At 62.0% G+C, this 16221-nt stretch carries 17 protein-coding genes; 7 read left to right on the top strand and 10 right to left on the bottom strand.

Annotation, left to right across the window (positions count from 1 at the left end; all coding sequences use genetic code 11):
- Positions 1 to 94 precede the first annotated feature (94 nt).
- Positions 95 to 292: a heavy-metal-associated domain-containing protein gene (locus ACA041_RS03025; protein WP_497439829.1), complete on the bottom strand. Its 198-nt coding sequence runs from the start codon at positions 290 to 292 to the stop codon at positions 95 to 97.
- A gap of 146 nt (positions 293 to 438) precedes the next feature.
- Here ACA041_RS03025 and ACA041_RS03020 point away from each other — a divergent pair, with 146 nt between their 5' ends.
- The 3 genes from ACA041_RS03020 to cueR all read left to right on the top strand — a co-directional run bounded on the left by ACA041_RS03020 (position 439) and on the right by cueR (position 3725).
- Complete coding sequence (locus tag ACA041_RS03020; protein ID WP_497439828.1) at positions 439 to 822, top strand: hypothetical protein; 384 nt, start codon at positions 439 to 441, stop codon at positions 820 to 822.
- Between the two features lie 99 nt (positions 823 to 921).
- On the top strand, positions 922 to 3315 hold the full coding sequence (locus ACA041_RS03015; protein ID WP_497439827.1) for a heavy metal translocating P-type ATPase: 2394 nt from the start codon (positions 922 to 924) through the stop codon (positions 3313 to 3315).
- Entirely contained in the window at positions 3312 to 3725 is a 414-nt protein-coding gene (gene cueR / locus ACA041_RS03010) for a Cu(I)-responsive transcriptional regulator (RefSeq protein ID WP_497439826.1), read from the top strand. The genes ACA041_RS03015 and cueR overlap by 4 nt, the downstream gene beginning before the upstream one ends.
- Positions 3726 to 3882: 157 nt before the next feature.
- On the opposite strand, the gene ACA041_RS03005 is transcribed toward cueR, so the two are convergent.
- The 3 genes from ACA041_RS03005 to ACA041_RS02995 all read right to left on the bottom strand — a co-directional run bounded on the left by ACA041_RS03005 (position 3883) and on the right by ACA041_RS02995 (position 7183).
- Positions 3883 to 4776, bottom strand: a complete 894-nt coding sequence (locus tag ACA041_RS03005; protein ID WP_497439825.1) for a PA4780 family RIO1-like protein kinase — start codon at positions 4774 to 4776, stop codon at positions 3883 to 3885.
- Positions 4777 to 4909: 133 nt separating this feature from the next.
- Positions 4910 to 5701: an AraC family transcriptional regulator gene (locus tag ACA041_RS03000; protein ID WP_497439824.1), complete on the bottom strand. Its 792-nt coding sequence runs from the start codon at positions 5699 to 5701 to the stop codon at positions 4910 to 4912.
- 204 nt (positions 5702 to 5905) lie between these two features.
- Positions 5906 to 7183: an acetyl-CoA C-acetyltransferase gene (locus ACA041_RS02995; RefSeq protein ID WP_497439823.1), complete on the bottom strand. Its 1278-nt coding sequence runs from the start codon at positions 7181 to 7183 to the stop codon at positions 5906 to 5908.
- Positions 7184 to 7469: 286 nt separating this feature from the next.
- On the opposite strand from ACA041_RS02995, the gene ACA041_RS02990 reads away from it, so the two are divergent.
- Positions 7470 to 8822, top strand: a complete 1353-nt coding sequence (locus ACA041_RS02990) for a 3-oxoacyl-ACP reductase (protein WP_497439822.1) — start codon at positions 7470 to 7472, stop codon at positions 8820 to 8822.
- A gap of 2 nt (positions 8823 to 8824) precedes the next feature.
- A complete protein-coding gene (locus ACA041_RS02985) occupies positions 8825 to 9679 on the top strand; it encodes a MaoC family dehydratase (RefSeq protein ID WP_497439821.1) in 855 nt (284 codons plus the stop codon).
- A gap of 57 nt (positions 9680 to 9736) precedes the next feature.
- Here the strand turns inward: ACA041_RS02985 and ACA041_RS02980 are convergent, their stop codons facing one another.
- Genes ACA041_RS02980 through ACA041_RS02965 form a run of 4 tightly spaced genes read right to left on the bottom strand, consistent with a single transcriptional unit; the run spans position 9737 to position 12035 of the window.
- Positions 9737 to 10291, bottom strand: a complete 555-nt coding sequence (locus tag ACA041_RS02980) for a DUF4136 domain-containing protein (protein WP_497439820.1) — start codon at positions 10289 to 10291, stop codon at positions 9737 to 9739.
- Positions 10292 to 10347: 56 nt separating this feature from the next.
- Positions 10348 to 10971, bottom strand: coding sequence for a DUF4136 domain-containing protein (locus tag ACA041_RS02975; protein WP_497439819.1), 624 nt, complete (start codon positions 10969 to 10971; stop codon positions 10348 to 10350).
- A 12-nt stretch (positions 10972 to 10983) separates the two neighbouring features.
- Positions 10984 to 11733 carry a methyltransferase domain-containing protein gene (locus tag ACA041_RS02970; protein WP_497439818.1) on the bottom strand — a complete coding sequence of 250 codons (750 nt, stop codon included), beginning with the start codon at positions 11731 to 11733 and terminating at the stop codon, positions 10984 to 10986.
- On the bottom strand, positions 11733 to 12035 hold the full coding sequence (locus ACA041_RS02965; protein WP_497439817.1) for a MazG-like family protein: 303 nt from the start codon (positions 12033 to 12035) through the stop codon (positions 11733 to 11735). The genes ACA041_RS02970 and ACA041_RS02965 overlap by 1 nt, the downstream gene beginning before the upstream one ends.
- A 271-nt stretch (positions 12036 to 12306) precedes the next feature.
- Here ACA041_RS02965 and ACA041_RS02960 point away from each other — a divergent pair, with 271 nt between their 5' ends.
- On the top strand, positions 12307 to 12600 hold the full coding sequence (locus ACA041_RS02960; RefSeq protein WP_497439816.1) for a hypothetical protein: 294 nt from the start codon (positions 12307 to 12309) through the stop codon (positions 12598 to 12600).
- 73 nt (positions 12601 to 12673) lie between these two features.
- Positions 12674 to 14023 carry an MATE family efflux transporter gene (locus tag ACA041_RS02955; RefSeq protein ID WP_497439815.1) on the top strand — a complete coding sequence of 450 codons (1350 nt, stop codon included), beginning with the start codon at positions 12674 to 12676 and terminating at the stop codon, positions 14021 to 14023.
- Between the two features lie 28 nt (positions 14024 to 14051).
- On the opposite strand, the gene ACA041_RS02950 is transcribed toward ACA041_RS02955, so the two are convergent.
- The gene (locus ACA041_RS02950; protein ID WP_497439814.1) at positions 14052 to 14834 is read right to left on the bottom strand and encodes a DUF4123 domain-containing protein; all 783 of its coding nucleotides are present in this window, start codon (positions 14832 to 14834) and stop codon (positions 14052 to 14054) included.
- Complete coding sequence (locus ACA041_RS02945; RefSeq protein WP_497439813.1) at positions 14831 to 16144, bottom strand: type VI secretion system Vgr family protein; 1314 nt, start codon at positions 16142 to 16144, stop codon at positions 14831 to 14833. Before ACA041_RS02945 ends, ACA041_RS02950 begins: the two co-directional genes overlap by 4 nt.
- Positions 16145 to 16221: the final 77 nt, after the last annotated feature.

Here is a 16221-nt window from a genome sequence, read left to right as displayed (position 1 = left end):
AGGTCGCTAACTAATAAAAAATTATTCGATGAATGTAAAAATCCACATTGTGTGAGCGAGCAGGCTCGCTCCCACAGGGATTGGCGCCTGGTTCTCAGGCGACGTTCGCTTCGTAGCCTTCTTCAGTAATCAGCGCGATCACTTGATCCGTCGTCAATGCGCTCTCGACCCCGACTTCCTTCGCCGCCAGATCGATTCGCACGCTGGCCGCGGGGTCCTGCGCTTGCAACGCCTGGGTGATGGCTTTGACGCAGTGACCGCAGGACATGCCTTGAACCTTGAATACTTGCATGGAATGACTCCTTGAGTGGATGACAGGCAGTCTGGAGCTTGCCCCCATGGCAAGGTCAAGCTCTTCGGCAAGCTACCGGGCTGGCAATCGGCGCCGCGCTCGGCCAAGCTGCGTCCATCAATGACTCGACTCCAGGAGATACAGCCATGCGCTGGTCAGCTCTCAGCCTGTTTGGCTTGCTCAGCCTGTTCGCCGCGACGCCTGCGGTACACGCCGCCGGAGAGGATTATGGCGTGCTGATCATTTCCCGCGAGCGCCTGGAAGTCGCGACCTCCTGCGAGATCGGCGTGTACATCCAGGACCAGTTGGCGGCGCGGCTGTTTCAGGAACAGAGCGCCTCGTTCAACCTGCCGCCGGGCAACGTGTCCCTGCGCCTGAAGCTGCTGCCGGGACAGGCGCCGGGATGCAACCCGGGCATGCTGGCGCCAGGTTCGCAGAGCGTCACGCTCAAGGCCGGGGATGTGCTGAAGTTCCGCATTGCGATGACCCAGGAAGGGATGTACCTCAATCCTGCGGCCCTCGACTATTGACGCTCTCACCTTTGGCTGTAGCGAATTGTAGAATGGCGCTTGACCTTGCCAGCATGGCAAGGTTGATCCTGTAGGCATCTTCCACAGGGAGCGCGACCGATGTCCGAATCCACCACTTTCGATCTGCCCATTGCCGGCATGACCTGTGCCAGTTGCGCCGGGCGTGTCGAGCGTGCCTTGAGCAAAGTCATCGGTGCCAGTGCCGTCAGCGTCAACCTCGCCACCGAACAGGCGCGGGTCCAGGCGCCCAGCGACAGTCTGCCGGCCTTGATGGACGCGGTGCAGCAAGCCGGCTACAGCGTGCCACAGCAGCCCCTGGAGTTGAGCATCGACGGCATGACCTGCGCCTCCTGCGTCGGCCGGGTCGAACGTGCCTTGGCCAAGGTGCCGGGGGTGAAGAGTGTCAGCGTCAACCTGGCCAACGAACGCGCCCACCTCGAGTTGCTCGGGCAGATCGATCCGCAGACCTTGATCGCTGCCGTGACCAAAGCCGGCTACAGCGCCAGCGTGTGGGAATTCGAACATCCGCCAACCGACAATCAGCAACAGCGCCTGCACCGTGAGCGCTGGGCCTTGATCATGGCGATCGCCCTCGCCCTGCCCCTGGTGTTGCCGATGCTGCTGCAACCCTTTGGCGTGCACTGGATGCTCCCGGTTTGGGTGCAATTTGCGCTGGCGACCCCCGTGCAATTCATCTTCGGTGCGCGTTTTTATGTCGCCGCGTGGAAAGCCGTGCGTGCCGGTGCCGGCAACATGGACTTGCTGGTGGCCTTGGGCACCAGCGCCGGTTATGGCCTGAGCCTGTACGAATGGGCCACTGCCGCCGGTCGTATGCCGCATCTGTATTTCGAAGCCTCGGCCGTGGTGATTGCGCTGGTATTGCTGGGCAAATACCTGGAAAGCCGGGCCAAGCGCCAGACCGCCAGCGCCATCCGCGCCCTCGAAGCCTTGCGTCCGGAGCGAGCGATTCAAGTGATTGACGGCCGTGAGCAGGACGTCGCCATCAGCGCCTTGCGTCTCAATGACCTGGTGATGGTCAAACCCGGCGAGCGGTTCCCGGTGGACGGTGAAGTAGTGGACGGCCAGAGCCACGCCGATGAAGCACTGATCAGCGGTGAAAGCCTGCCGGTGCCGAAACAGCCCGGCGACAAGGTCACCGGCGGTGCAATCAATGGTGAAGGCCGGCTGCTGGTACGCACCCAGGCCTTGGGCGCGGAAACCGTTCTGGCGCGGATCATCCGCCTGGTCGAGGACGCCCAAGCGGCGAAGGCGCCGATCCAGAAACTGGTGGATAAAGTCAGCCAGGTCTTCGTACCGACGGTGTTGTTGATCGCGTTGGCGACCTTGATCGGTTGGTGGCTGTACGGGGCGCCGATGGAAACCGCGCTGATCAACGCCGTTGCGGTGTTGGTGATTGCCTGCCCTTGTGCACTGGGGCTGGCCACGCCAACGGCGATCATGGCCGGCACCGGTGTGGCGGCGCGCTACGGGATTCTGATCAAGGATGCCGAAGCACTGGAGCGTGCCCATGAAGTCAGCGCCGTGGTCTTCGACAAGACCGGCACGCTGACCTCGGGTACACCGCGCATCGCCCATTTGAGTGCAATCGACACTGATGAAGCCGCTCTGCTGCAAAGCGCCGGTGCCCTGCAGCGCGGCAGTGAACATCCGCTGGCCAAGGCCGTGCTGGACGCCTGCACCGAACGCGGCTTGAAGGTGGCCGATGTCAGCGACAGCCAGTCCCTGACCGGACGCGGCATAGCCGGCACCCTTGAGGGTCGTCGGTTGGCGCTGGGTAACCGGCGCCTGCTGCAAGAGTGCGGCTTGAGTGCCGGCTCCTTGGCTGATAGCGCGACAGCCTGGGAAACCGAAGGCCGGACCCTGTCCTGGCTGATCGAGCAAAGCCCCGAGCCGAAAGTGCTGGGGTTGTTCGCCTTCGGCGACACCCTCAAACCCGGCGCGCTGCAAGCGGTACAACTACTTGGCAAACGCAACATCAGCAGCCACCTGTTGACCGGCGACAACCGCGGCAGCGCCAAAGTGGTCGCCGAGGCGTTGGGCATCAAAGATGTCCACGCCGAAGTGCTGCCGGCCGACAAGGCCGCCACCGTCGCCAAACTCAAGCAAACCGGGGTTGTGGCGATGGTCGGCGACGGCATCAACGACGCCCCGGCGCTGGCTGCCGCCGACATCGGTATCGCCATGGGCGGTGGCACCGACGTGGCCATGCACGCGGCCGGGATCACCCTGATGCGCGGCGATCCACGGCTGGTGCCGGCGGCGCTGGAGATCAGCCGCAAGACTTACTCGAAGATTCGCCAGAACCTGTTCTGGGCCTTCGTTTATAACCTGATCGGCATTCCACTGGCGGCGTTCGGTTTCCTCAACCCGGTGCTGGCCGGCGCGGCGATGGCGTTGTCGAGCGTCAGCGTGGTGAGCAATGCGCTACTGTTGAAAACCTGGAAACCCAAGGATCTGGAGGACAACCGATGAACATCGGCCAAGCGGCCCGCCACAGTGGCCTGAGCGCGAAGATGATCCGTTATTACGAATCCATCGGCCTGCTCAAGGCTGCCCATCGCACTGACAGTGGCTATCGAGTGTACGGCGACGACGAGCTGCACACCCTGGCGTTCATCAAGCGCTCCCGGGACCTGGGGTTTTCCCTGGAAGAGGTCGGCAGACTGCTGGCCCTCTGGCAGGACCGCCAACGTGCCAGCGCCGACGTCAAGGCGCTCGCCCGGCAGCACATCGAGGAATTGGACCGCAAGATCCTCGAGCTCGGCCAACTGCGCGACACGCTTCAGGACCTGGTCGAGCACTGCCACGGCGATCATCGTCCGGATTGTCCGATCCTGAAAAATCTTGAGTCGGGGTGCTGTGCTGCGCAAGTTCATTCCTGATCGCCAGTGTCTGGCCATTGATGTTTGCGGGTGGCGTTAAATCAATTCTTGAGTGGGGGTTCGGGGTTCGCCCCCACAATTGATCTCCATTGTTAGAAGATTTTGGGATAAGACATGCACAAAAAACCCGGCCGAAGCCGGGTTTTTCATTGACCGATCACTGCATCCATGGCGGAGGCGGTTCTTCGGTTTTGCCAGGTGGCGCGTCGTCTGCCGCGCGCACCGCTTGCTTGCGCTCTTCATCGAGACGTGCGGCCTCGATTTCGCGCATGATCCCGCCCACGTCGGCCAACTCTTCCGGCTCGTCGAACTCGCCGGTCAGGATGCTGGCCGGGTGCAAGGTGCCGGCCTCGTACAGGGCCCACATTTCCTTGGCAAACCGGGTCTTCTTCAACTCCGGTGCATACCGCCCAAAGTAGGACGCCATGTTGCCGACATCCCGCTCCAGCATGCTGAAGGCGTGGTTGTTGCCCGCGGCGTCCACCGCCTGCGGCAAGTCGATGATCACCGGGCCGGTCGGGGTCAGCAGCACGTTGAACTCCGACAAGTCACCGTGCACCAGGCCGGTACACAACATCAGCACGATCTGTGAAATCAGAAACGCGTGATATTCGCGCGCCTGGTCCGGCTCCAGCACCACGTCGTTCAGGCGCGGAGCGGCATCGCCGTACTCGTCGGCGACCAGTTCCATCAGCAGCACGCCTTCCAGGAAGTCGTAAGGCTTGGGGACCCGAACGCCAGCACCGGCCAAACGGAACAACGCCGCCACTTCGGCATTCTGCCAGGCGTCTTCGGTTTCTTTCTTGCCGAACTTGGAACCCTTGGCCATCGCCCGGGCCTGACGGCTGTTGCGTACCTTGCGACCTTCCTGATATTCGGCCGCCTGACGAAAACTGCGTTTATTCGCCTCCTTGTAGACCTTCGCGCAACGTAACTCGTTACCGCAGCGCACCACGTAAACAGCTGCTTCTTTACCACTCATGAGTGGGCGCAGCACCTCGTCGACCAGACCGTCCTCGATCAGGGGTTCAATGCGTTTTGGAGTCTTCATCAGCTTTTATTGGGGGTCCTTTATTACCAAACACGCGAAAGTCATTCGTTATACGGCAATCCACTCATTCGGGGGAGGGGTTGCCGACCTATGAACATTACAAATGCATGCAAACTGCGATTTTTCAGTGTCGTTACTGCCTGAAAAGTTCGCCCGGGGTATACCCGAACAGGTTTTTGAACGCCGCTATAAATGCCGACGTCGAGTCATACCCGCAAGACAGCGCGGCATTGGTCACGCTGTCGCCCTCCTCCAGCAGATTCAATGACGACAGCAGCCGCATCCGCTGGCGCCACCCTCGAAAGCTCAACCCGGTTTCGCGCTGGAACAATCGCATCAGCGTCTTCTCCGACATGCCCAACCGCTCGGCCCATTCCTGCAAGGTCACAGTGCTCTCAGGGCTTTCGATCAGCTCGTTACAGACACCCAGCAACCGTTCATGGCGCGGCAACGGCAGGGAAAACTCCACCTCCGGCAGGCTCGCCAACTGATCCAGAAGCACATTCACCAATCGCGCTTCCTGGCTATCACCCTGTGGATATTCCACCGGCAACAGACAAAAACTTTTGATCAGCTCCCGGACCAGCGGCGTCACCTCGAGCACCCTGCAACGCCCGTGCGCCCATGCACACTCCTCGCGGCGCACGTACAGGCTGCGCATCTCGGCGCGCATCGAGGTCACTACCTGGTGTTCGAGATCCGCCGGAATCCAGATGCCCCACTGCGGCGGCGCAAAGAAACTGCCCTCGGCGGTGTGCACGCCGAGGACGCCGCTGATGGCGTAGGAAAACTGTACCCAGTCGTGGCGGTGAGGCGGCGTCCATGAACCGGCATTGAGGCTTTCCGCCCGGGCGAACAGCGGACGCGGCAACGCGGTAAGGGTCGGAATCGTCCGTTCGAGAGAGACTTGTCCGTTAGTCGGCATTGGCGGGCCTTATATTGCGAGATGACTGGATGCCTATACGGCCGACGTTAGGCGAAGTCGCTTATCTATTCAATATCGGTGAACCCTGTGGGAGCGGGCTTGCTCCGGGCGGCGATCCGACGAAGAGTCCCGCACATTCGCAATCTATTTCGCCTGATACTCCGCGTTCGCGAGCAGGCTCGCTCCCACAGGTTGCGACCAGCCTCAGCGCTCGATAATCGCGGTTACACCCTGGCCACCAGCGGCGCAGATGGAGATCAAGCCCCGGCCCTTGCCCGCCGCATCGAGCAGCTTGGCCAGGTTGGCCACAATGCGCCCACCCGTGGCGGCAAACGGATGCCCGGCCGCCAGTGAACTGCCTTTGACATTCAATCGGCTGCGGTCGATTGAGCCCAGCGGCGCGTCGAGGCCGAGGCGGGTTTGGCAGTACTGCGGATCTTCCCAGGCCTTCAATGTGCACAGCACCTGCGCGGCGAAGGCTTCGTGGATTTCGTAGTAATCGAAGTCCTGCAGGGTTAGGCCGTTGCGCGCCAACAAGCGCGGCACGGCATAGACCGGCGCCATCAACAATCCTTCGGCACCGTTGACGAAATCCACCGCCGCCGCCTCGCCGTCACGCAGGTAGGCGAGGATTGGCAGACCACGCTCTTTTGCCCATTCTTCACTGCCCAGCAGCACCAGCGACGCGCCATCGGTGAGTGGCGTGGAGTTGCCCGCCGTCAGGGTGCCCTTGGCACTTTTCTCGAAGGCCGGTTTGAGTGACGCCAGTTTTTCCAGGGTCAGGTCCGGGCGCAGGTTGTTGTCGCGGGTCAGGCCGAAGAACGGGGTCATCAGATCGTTGTGCCAGCCTTCGGTATAGGAAGCGGCCATTTTCTGGTGGCTTTCGAGGGCCAGTTGATCCTGCTCGTCTCGTGGAATATTCCAGGTCTGGGCCATCAACTCGCAGTGCTCACCCATGGACAGGCCGGTGCGCGGCTCGCCGTTGCGCGGCAGTTCGGGCATCAAATGATGGGGTCGCAGTTGCAGGAAGGTTTTCAGTTTGTCGCCCGTGGACCTGGCGCGATTGGCTTGCAGCAGGATCTTGCGCAAACCTTCGTTGACGCCGATCGGCGCGTCGGACGTGGTGTCGACGCCGCCAGCAATCGCGCACTCGATCTGACCAAGGGCAATTTTGTTCGCCACCAGCAGTGCCGCCTCAAGGCCGGTGCCGCAGGCTTGCTGGATGTCGTAAGCCGCAGTGGTCGGTGACAGCCGCGAGCCCAGTACGCATTCGCGGGTCAGGTTGAAATCCCGGGAGTGCTTGAGCACGGCGCCGGCCACCACTTCACCGATGCGCAGGCCATGCAGGTTGTAGCGTTCGATCAGGCCTTCAAGTGCGGCGGTGAGCATCGCCTGGTTACTGGCGGTGGCGTACGGCCCGTTGGAGCGGGCGAAGGGGATACGGTTACCGCCGATGATCGCGACGCGGCGCGGTTGAGTCATGAAAAGCTCCTGATGAAATATTCAAATGTGAACGCCAAACCCTGTGGGAGCGGGCTTGCTCCGGGCGGCGATCCGACGAAGAGGCCGGCATATTCAAGATCCATATCGCCTGGCACTCCCCCTTCGCGAGCAAGCCCGCTCCCACACTGTCTGCATCCGCCGCGAGACCTGCTAAACCAGCTTCAACTACTCTGCTGTGATCAAGCGTAGGCCTTATCTCGTGGATCGAACGACTGATCGCCATTCGTGGTCCACACTTTGAACCCCAGCTGCTGGAGCGCGTTCCATGTCTGACCGCTATATCGACTTCGCCAATTCATCCATCGGCCATCGCCTGGTCGGTGCCATCGGCCTGCCGTCGCCGGTTCGCCTGGACCGCTGGCAAGCCGGCCGGCTGCGTCCGGTCGAGGGGGCGTTGCTGATTGGCGGCGGACCGCTGGCGGAAAAAGTCAGCGCTTTCGCCAACCGCCTGACCGACGCGATCTACAGCTACGGCACCGATCCTTCGATGGCGACGGGCTGGATTCCCGGTCACGGCCCCAAACTCAAGGCCGTGGTGTTCGATGCCAGCGATCTGGTGCAGACCGACCAGCTCAAACAGCTGCGCGAATTCTTCCAGCCGCTGATGAAAGATCTCGATCACAGTGCGCACCTGGTGATTCTGGGGCGTGCGCCGCACACCTTGAGCGACCCGTTCGCCGCCAGCGCCCAGCGGGCCCTGGAAGGTTTCAGCCGGTCGCTGGCCAAGGAATTGCGCAGCGGTGGCACCTTGCAGCTGATCCATGTCGGTGAAGGCGCCGAGGATCAACTGGAAGGCCCGCTGCGGTTTTTCCTCTCGCCCAAAAGCGCTTTCATTTCCGGCCAGGTCATTCGCTTGAACGCCTGCGATACCCAGGTGACGGACTGGACGCGTCCGCTGTCGGGCCGCAAGGCGCTGGTCACGGGTGCGGCACGCGGCATCGGCGCCTCTATTGCCGAAACCCTGGCCCGTGACGGCGCCGAAGTCATCCTGCTTGACGTACCGCAGGCCAAGACCGATCTCGAAGCCCTCGCCGCTCGCCTGGGCGGACGTAGCATCACCCTGGACATTTGCGCCGAAGACGCCGCCACGCAGTTGATCGAGCAGTTGCCCGACGGCATCGACATCGTCGTGCACAATGCCGGCATCACTCGCGACAAAACCCTGGCCAACATGACGCCCGAATTCTGGGACGCCGTGCTCGCCGTCAACCTCAATGCACCGCAGGTGCTGACCAAGGCCTTGCTCGACAGCGGCACCTTGCAGGACAACGGCCGGGTGATTCTGCTCGCGTCCATCAGCGGCATCGCCGGCAATCGCGGGCAAACCAACTACGCGGCGAGCAAGGCCGGGCTGATCGGTCTGGCGCAAGCCTGGGCGCCGCTGTTGAACGAGCGCGGTATCAGCATCAATGCGGTGGCCCCCGGGTTTATCGAAACCCAGATGACCGCGCACCTTCCCTTCGGCCTGCGGGAAGCCGGGCGGCGCATGAGTTCGTTGGGCCAGGGCGGCCTGCCGCAAGACGTCGCCGAGGCGGTGGCCTGGCTGGCGCAACCGGGTACCGGTGCGTTCACCGGGCAAGCATTGCGAGTTTGCGGACAAAGTGTTTTGGGGGCTTAGGCATGATCATCGATTGGCACACACTCAACCGCGAACCGAGCCTGCCGGAACTCTACGTAAAGGCCGCGACGCGTCGCAAAATCACCGGCACCACACTGCCGGATTCAGGTTTGCGCTGCTGGATCGACGTCGACCCGAAGCGCCTGGCGGCCTATCGCACAGTCTGCGATTTCTCCGATAACGGTTTACTGCCACCGACCTATCCACACATCCTCGCGTTCGCCTTGCAGATGCAACTGCTCACCGCCCGGGAGTTTCCGTTCCCGCTGCTGGGACTGATCCACCTGAGCAACCGCATTCGCGTCTTGCGGCCCATGGGTGGCGTCAATCGCGCGCGGGTCAGCGTGCAGGTGCAGAACCTGCAGCCCCATGCCAAGGGTGCAACGTTCGACCTGGTGACCACGCTCGACGATCAGTTGGGTGTGTTATGGGAAGCGCAAAGCCAGATGTTGTGCCGGGGCGTCAAACTCGACGGCGAGCCCGTCGAGGAAGTGCTCGCGTCGACCCTGGCACTGACGGAGGTGACGCGTTGGAAGGCGCCGGCGGACATTGGCCGGCAGTACGCCAAAGTGTCCGGGGACTACAACCCGATTCACCTGAGTGCGGTCAGTGCCAAACTGTTCGGGTTCCCCACCGCGATCGCCCACGGGTTGTGGAACAAGGCCCGGACACTCGCGGCGCTCAGTGAACACCTGCCCGCGGCGAACGTCGAGATTGCGGTTCAATTCAGGAAGCCGGTGCGGCTACCCAGCGAGGTGACATTGCTGTCCAGCGCAGGCGGATCCAGTGGAGATTTTCAGTTGGTGGGTGCGGGGGATCTTGAGCACATGGTGGGACATTGGCGGCCCGTGACCTGAGCCGCCCATCGTCTGTAGCGCATTTGCCGAGCATCCTGCGCTGCGCGAAGCGTCGTTTTATCTGGGTGGATAGTTGGCCAGGACCCGCCCGACCGTTTCGCGTATCGCCGCGCTGCGATCAGCGGGATTCGGTGAGCGGCTGAGCATTTGTTCATCGCTGCCGCGCCACACCAGTTTGCCGTCCTTGCCGTCGAGCAGGTCGATCTGGATGGTCGCCACCTTGTAGCTGACGTTGCGGGTTTCGTTGTACATCGGCCCGCCCCAATAGCCATTCCAGGGGTTGCCCCAAGCGCCGCCATAGTTGGTGGTCACTTGTTGCTGGCGCTCTTCGACGATCAGGTAGGCCTGCACGCTCACGTCACCCCGGGTGCCGGGGGCCGCTGGGCGCAAACCACGCTGATCCAGTTGATCGGAAACCGATTGGCGCACCCGTTGTTCAGTCAGGTCGCTCTTGATCCGCGGGTCATCGGGGCGATATTGCAGGGCGGGTTCTTTCCAGCTCCAGCTGCGATAGGCGGCGAAGTCGCGGCTGGCATCAAAGTCGTGATTGACCTGGGTGGCGCAGGCGCTCAGTAGCGTGGCCACTGCCAGTAAAGCGAGACGGCGGAACATGATATTTCTCCGGTTGAAGACATGAACCTGCGCAGGCATCCTGATAAAAAAAGAAGCTAACTGGGAGGATACGCCGACATTGCCTTTTCTACAGCCTCCCGTATGGCATCCGTACGGTCGCCCTGGCTGCCCCGGTTGCTGGTTTCAGCGCTGGCGCTCCATACCTGTTGACCGCTTTGCGCATCGAACAGATCCACTCGTACCACCACGACCTGTTCCTGATATGTGCGCACGATCGGCACCGTGTTGTACATGCCATAGCCGCTGCCGTAACGGTTGTAACCGCCATATCCGCCATATCCGCCGCCATAGTAACCATAGTCATCACGCACCTGACGCAAGCGGGTTTCCTCGCGCAGGTCGGCGCTGACAAACAGGTCCGCCGGGCGATTGTCATGCAGCGGGCGCAAGCCGCGCTGATCCAGAGCATTGCTGACAGCTTCGGCGACCTGCGCCGAGTCCGCCCAGGCGGTACCTGGTGGCAGCTGTCCGTTGAGCCAGGCCCAGCTGCGGTAGCGCCCGTAGTCACGCGGTGGCGCCGGGTAGGCGCTGCGGTCGAAGGTGTTAGCCGCTTGAGGCGGCGCCGGTGGCAAGGGATTGGAGGTTGCCACATAAGGATTGCTGCCCTGACAGGCCGCCAACCCCAGACAGATCACCAGTAACCCTGAACGACTTTTCATTTCGCGCTCCGATCAGACCGGCCGACAGATCCAGTGCAAGTAGCGCCCAAGCCCGGCAAAGCTTGGGTGGCGACGGTGGGCCAGCTCCATTTCGAGCAAGTCCGCCAGTTCGGCGCGGGCCTGGAATTCCACCGGCATGTAGTCGTGAAAAACCCGTACCCCACTTTGAGTTTCGACCCGCCACAGGCCCTCAAGTTGCGCCGCCAGTTCACGCGGATCCAGGGGCTGCTGCGGGGTCAGGCTCTGCTTTTCGCCGGCCATGTCGTTCTTGCGCATCTTGCGAAAGTGCCCCTTGAGCAGATTGCGGTAGATCAGCGCATCACGGTTGTAGAAGGCCAGGGATAACCAACCTTCAGGCTTGGTCAGCTGATGCAGGACCGGCAGGATCGCGTGGGGTTCGGCGAGCCATTCCAGCACGGCGTGGCACAGCACCAGATCGTAGGGCTCGGTCAGTTGACCGAGCAATTGCTGCCAGGGTGCCTGGATGAACGTCGCCGTCTGCCCCGCATCGGCGAAGCGCTGGCGGGCCCCTTCGAGCATCGGCTCGGCGGGTTCGGCCAGCGTGACCTGATGACCGCGCTGGGCCAGCCACAACGACATGTGGCCCAGGCCGGCACCGATGTCCAGAACACGCAATGGCCGGTCCGGCAGGATTTCGGCCAGGTCGGCCTGAAGCACCGCAAGGCGGATCGCGCCTTTGGCACCACCATAGATTTTTTCGGCAAAGCGGGTCGCCAGTTGATCGAAATGACGGTCGCTCATCAGCTGAACCTCCGTTCACTGTCGGCGAGCTTGCTGCGCACCACTTCATTCATGTCCAGGCCCAACTCGGCGCACAACAGCAACAGATAGAGCACGATATCGCCGATTTCCTGCCCGGCGTGGGCCAGCTTGTCCGCCGGCAGCTGACGCGACTGGTCTTCGGTCAGCCACTGGAAGATCTCTACCAGTTCGGACATCTCCACGCTCGCGGCCATGGCCAGGTTTTTCGGGCTGTGAAATTGCCGCCAATCATTACGGTCACGGATGGCGTGCAGGCGTTCGGTCAGTTCTACAAGGTTCATCGGGCTCTCCTGAAGGCGTATAGCTTCGGGGGGATGGCCGGGGATGGCAAGTTTCCTGTAGGAGCGAGCTTGCTCGCGAAGGACTTGAGAGCAATGCGTTTATCCAGAATGAACGCGTTATCGTTAACGTCCATCGCGAGCAAGCTCGCTCCTACTGGGGTCATCAACAGACAGGAAGCTTTGCGTCATACTCAAACGATCCCGGCATCAGGGAACTCGCCACTGTGATCATTGGCCCAAGGTTCAACCACTTCAACAGGACGTGCACGACATGCAGGTAGAAAGTTTTTTCGAATGGCTCGGCCAGGTACTCGGTTCGATCATCCGGTTCATCGTTGATGGACTCAGCGGGCTGTTCAATCTGCTGAGCCGTGCCGGCAGCAATTTTGTCGACGGACTGTCCCGCGCGCTGGGCATGGACGCATCAATCATCAGCATCATCGCCTTGATCCTGGGGTTGATGCTGTTGTATTCGGCGATTCGCGCGTTCATGAGTGCGTCAATCATCATGGGAATTATCTGGTTGCTGCTGGGGCTTTGGTTGTTGAGCTGGATAATCCACTAGCACCGCCGCTCCCACATTGGGTCACTGCGGATTCAGATGTGTCGCTACAATGCCCGCTCCCCAAGGAGCCTGCATGTCCAACCTGATCGCCGACTGGCGCGACCGCCCTACCCATCGCCGGGTCTGGGCGCTCGCCGCACCCATGATTCTCTCGAACATTTCCGTTCCGCTGGTAGCACTGGTCGACAGTACGGTCATCGGCCACCTGCCCCATGCCCATCAGTTGGGCGCCGTCGCAGTCGGGGCCAGCCTGTATACCTTTCTGGCGTGGGGAATGGGTTTTCTGCGCATGGGCACGACCGGTTTCGCCGCCCAGGCTGCCGGGCGCGGAGATGGCGCGGCGTTGCGGCAAATCCTGTTGCAGGGCTTGCTGCTGGCCATGGGCCTGGCCATTGTCCTGGGAACGCTGGGCGTGCCGTTGAGCGGCGTCGCGCTGCACTTCATGCAACCCTCGGCCGAACTGGATCAACTGACCCGCGATTTTTTCCACACGCGGTTGTTCGGCCTGCCGGCGGCGCTGGCCAGTTATGCGCTGGTCGGCTGGTTCCTCGGCACCCAGAACGCCAGGGCGCCATTGGCGATCCTGCTGAGCACCAACCTGGTCAACATTGCCTTGAACCTGTGGTTCGTCCTCGGCCTGGAATGGGGCGTGGTCGGCGCTGCCCGGGCCTCGGTGATCGCCGAATGGACCGGCGCACTGATCGGTCTGCTGATGACCCGAAAAGCCCTGCGCGCCTACCCGGGTCACATCGCCTGGGCCGCGCTGGCGCTGTGGCAGAGCTGGCGGCCGCTGTTGGCGGTCAACCGCGACATCTTCATCCGTAGCCTGGTCCTGCAATCGGTGTTTTTTCTTATTACCGTGCAAGGCGCGCGACTGGGCGATGCCACTGTCGCCGCCAATGCGCTACTGCTCAACGGCCTGCTGTTGACGGCCCACGCGCTCGATGGATTGGCCCACGCCGTGGAGGCCCTTTGCGGGCATGCCATCGGCGCTCGCGACCGAAACGCCCTGCGCCGCTCGATGGTGGTGGCCGGCGGTTGGTCGTTGCTGGCAAGCCTGGGCTTTGCCACGCTGTTTTTGTTAGCCGGCCATCTGTTCATCGAGATGCAGACCGACATTCAAAGCGTGCGCGACACCGCGTTCATCTACTTGCCTTACCTCGCCACCCTGCCGCTGATTGCGGTCTGGAGTTACCTGCTCGACGGTCTGTTCATCGGTGCCACCCGTGCCCGGGAAATGCGCAACGGCATGCTTCTGGCGATGCTGCTGTTACTGCCGTTCGCCTGGGCGCTGCACGATTTGGGCAACCATGGCCTGTGGATAACGTTCCTGTGGTTCATGGCCTTGCGCAGTCTGACCCTCGGCGCATTTGCCTGGGCTCTGCGCAAGAACGATGGCTGGTTTACAGCCCGGGCTCACTGATCCGGGGCGGCCGTGCGAAAAGCCGTGGTCAGTGTCGATCGGTCTGCCAGCGGTCGCGCAGCCGGTCGAGACGCTCCTGCTGAGTCAGTCCCGACAAAGGCAGTACCAGCGCAGCGCGGGGGTACTGCAAGCGCAGCCATAACCACTCATCGAGCACCGCACGTTCGCTGAAGCCCAGCGCCAACCCCTCCTGCATATGCGTCCACTGGCTGGTGTAATCGGTCCCGGTGGATTGACTCCAGTGCCAGGCATGCTGCTCCAGCAGACAGGTTTGCAGCTTTTCCTGTTGACCGGGGCTGAGGCTTTCTTCGACTGCCAACGGGGTGACGGTGAGCCCCGGGTTGTGCAACTGCTGCCAGCCCTGACTGCCAATCGCGCGATCAGCCCAGGTTCCGCCGAACCAGTGCAACTGGTTGATGGGCCCCAGCCAGCGACTCAGTTCCCGGGCATCGCAGGCATCGAAAAAGTAACTGGCCGTGTTGGGATTGTAATAGCTCAACAAGGCACGGTAATGCAGGCCGACCGTCACCGTGAGCATTCGGCGCAAATGCGCCAGCAACTGCGACGCCGGCGCCTCACTGACGATCAGCAGTCCACGCCAGTTTTGCGCTTCGCTGTAGCACAACCCGGCTAACGCCGGGCATGAGCCAAGGTCGACCAGAACCGGACCGTGTTCGCGCGATGCATCCAGCTCCGTGTCTTCGAACAACCAGAACCACCGCGCATGGGCAAATGTCTGGCGCAGCGTCACCCCTGCCAGTGGCGCGCCCGGCACGTCCAGCAATAGCCATTGCGGGGGCGCGGCGATCATGTCGCACCACTCTGGCCAAACCGCGTCGCCGCCCGGCAGGTGCAGAAAGCCTGAGCGCAAGGAGTGAAACTGCCGCCGCCCGGCAGCAGGCACAGCAGCATCAAGGGCTCGCCGGAGCGCAAACTTCGTAGCAAATCTTCGTCGGGCGGACAATCGCCTGTCGCGCTGGGTCCTTCAGCCTCTTCGACAGCCTCGGGCACGTTAATAAATCCGGTAATAAGCGGCTGGTCCGGATCGCCCTCGACAAAGCTCACCACCACCTCGGCGCCCTCACTCAATGGCTCAACCGTCGTACTGCCCAGTTCAGTGGCCAGGGGCAGCCAACAGTGGGTGGGCACCGCGCCCTCGCCCTGGTAGAGCCAATCGAATTGCACGGCAACCGGCCTCGACGGATCCGGTCGAGACTCTTCGACATCGACCACCCAGGCCCGTTGCAGGCTATGCATTCGTGGTTTCGCTGGGCACTGGGGCGATACCAAAGGCGCCTCCCAGTGAATCGCACGGATCTGATTGCTGTAGGGGGACAGGGGGTCCTGACTCCCCTGATGTTCGATATGGGTCAACAACCAGAGATGATTCCAGTGGGCCATCGGATGACCGGACAGCGACATCAGTTGACCGCTGCGCAGCGTCGACAGGTCCGTACGGCCTTCGGCACTTTGCGCGGTTCGTTGCCTCTGAAGCTGGAACTGTCGCACCCCCGGCTGCTCGCTGTCGACCCGAAAATCCGCCAGTTCCCCCAGGCGAAAATGCGCCTGACCATCACCAAAAACCAGGCAGTGCCCGCGAGCGTGATGCTCAAAGTGGTAGTTGAGTCGTTCCTGAGCGCACAGGCGCTGAAGAAATTGCAGGTCCGATTCCCGATACTGGGTACAGAAATCAACGGGCGGGTAATCGCGCAGCAGCTCGAATCGCCGATCCTTGTCGGCAATGCCATGTTCCCTGAGCACTTGACTGAGGATCTGCGGCACCGGGCAGGCGCTGAAAATGCGCTGGCTGAAGCGCTGGGAAAGGCACGCCAGCTTCGGCCCCAACCGTACGTGGCAGAGCCGGGCAGCCGGAGCATGGTCGCGCTGGACGATTTCGTGCAGTTGTCCATGAATGGCGTTTCCGGCGGGCCCGAAGTGCAGAGAGACGGGTCGGTACAGCAAGCTGGCCAGGTCGAGCGTCGGGTCGCCTATCAGCAGATCCACCTCGAACACGAAAGGCTCGCTGATGGCTTCTCTACCGCTGAAGGCCAAGACTTCGAAGGAGTCGGACATACCTGCTACATCCAGACGAAATGAAGGCTCGTTGACTGGATCGAACATTGGCGATTCTCTACAGGAGGGGCGGCCGGGGATTCTCGCCGAGAGACATGGCCGAGTAGAGAGCCGAAGTACAACTT

Source organism: Pseudomonas sp. LBUM1676, assembly GCF_059695605.1.
Note: the sequence above shows the minus strand (reverse complement) of the source record. Positions and strands in the feature narration are given on the sequence as shown.

Excerpts from the sequence above, each read along its gene's own strand:
- ACA041_RS02965 (WP_497439817.1), bottom strand. The coding sequence starts at position 12,035 with ATGAACCTTGTAGAACTGACCGAACGCCTGCACGCCATCCGTGACCGT.
- ACA041_RS02955 (WP_497439815.1), top strand. The coding sequence starts at position 12,674 with ATGTCCAACCTGATCGCCGACTGGCGCGACCGCCCTACCCATCGCCGG.
- ACA041_RS03015 (WP_497439827.1), top strand. The coding sequence starts at position 922 with ATGTCCGAATCCACCACTTTCGATCTGCCCATTGCCGGCATGACCTGT.
- cueR (WP_497439826.1), top strand. The coding sequence starts at position 3,312 with ATGAACATCGGCCAAGCGGCCCGCCACAGTGGCCTGAGCGCGAAGATG.
- ACA041_RS02985 (WP_497439821.1), top strand. The coding sequence starts at position 8,825 with ATGATCATCGATTGGCACACACTCAACCGCGAACCGAGCCTGCCGGAA.
- ACA041_RS03005 (WP_497439825.1), bottom strand. The coding sequence starts at position 4,776 with ATGAAGACTCCAAAACGCATTGAACCCCTGATCGAGGACGGTCTGGTC.
- ACA041_RS03020 (WP_497439828.1), top strand. The coding sequence starts at position 439 with ATGCGCTGGTCAGCTCTCAGCCTGTTTGGCTTGCTCAGCCTGTTCGCC.
- ACA041_RS03000 (WP_497439824.1), bottom strand. The coding sequence starts at position 5,701 with ATGCCGACTAACGGACAAGTCTCTCTCGAACGGACGATTCCGACCCTT.
- ACA041_RS02960 (WP_497439816.1), top strand. The coding sequence starts at position 12,307 with ATGCAGGTAGAAAGTTTTTTCGAATGGCTCGGCCAGGTACTCGGTTCG.
- ACA041_RS02950 (WP_497439814.1), bottom strand. The coding sequence starts at position 14,834 with ATGATCGCCGCGCCCCCGCAATGGCTATTGCTGGACGTGCCGGGCGCG.
- ACA041_RS02970 (WP_497439818.1), bottom strand. The coding sequence starts at position 11,733 with ATGAGCGACCGTCATTTCGATCAACTGGCGACCCGCTTTGCCGAAAAA.
- ACA041_RS02995 (WP_497439823.1), bottom strand. The coding sequence starts at position 7,183 with ATGACTCAACCGCGCCGCGTCGCGATCATCGGCGGTAACCGTATCCCC.
- ACA041_RS02990 (WP_497439822.1), top strand. The coding sequence starts at position 7,470 with ATGTCTGACCGCTATATCGACTTCGCCAATTCATCCATCGGCCATCGC.
- ACA041_RS02975 (WP_497439819.1), bottom strand. The coding sequence starts at position 10,971 with ATGAAAAGTCGTTCAGGGTTACTGGTGATCTGTCTGGGGTTGGCGGCC.
- ACA041_RS02980 (WP_497439820.1), bottom strand. The coding sequence starts at position 10,291 with ATGTTCCGCCGTCTCGCTTTACTGGCAGTGGCCACGCTACTGAGCGCC.
- ACA041_RS03025 (WP_497439829.1), bottom strand. The coding sequence starts at position 292 with ATGCAAGTATTCAAGGTTCAAGGCATGTCCTGCGGTCACTGCGTCAAA.
- ACA041_RS02945 (WP_497439813.1), bottom strand. The coding sequence starts at position 16,144 with ATGTTCGATCCAGTCAACGAGCCTTCATTTCGTCTGGATGTAGCAGGT.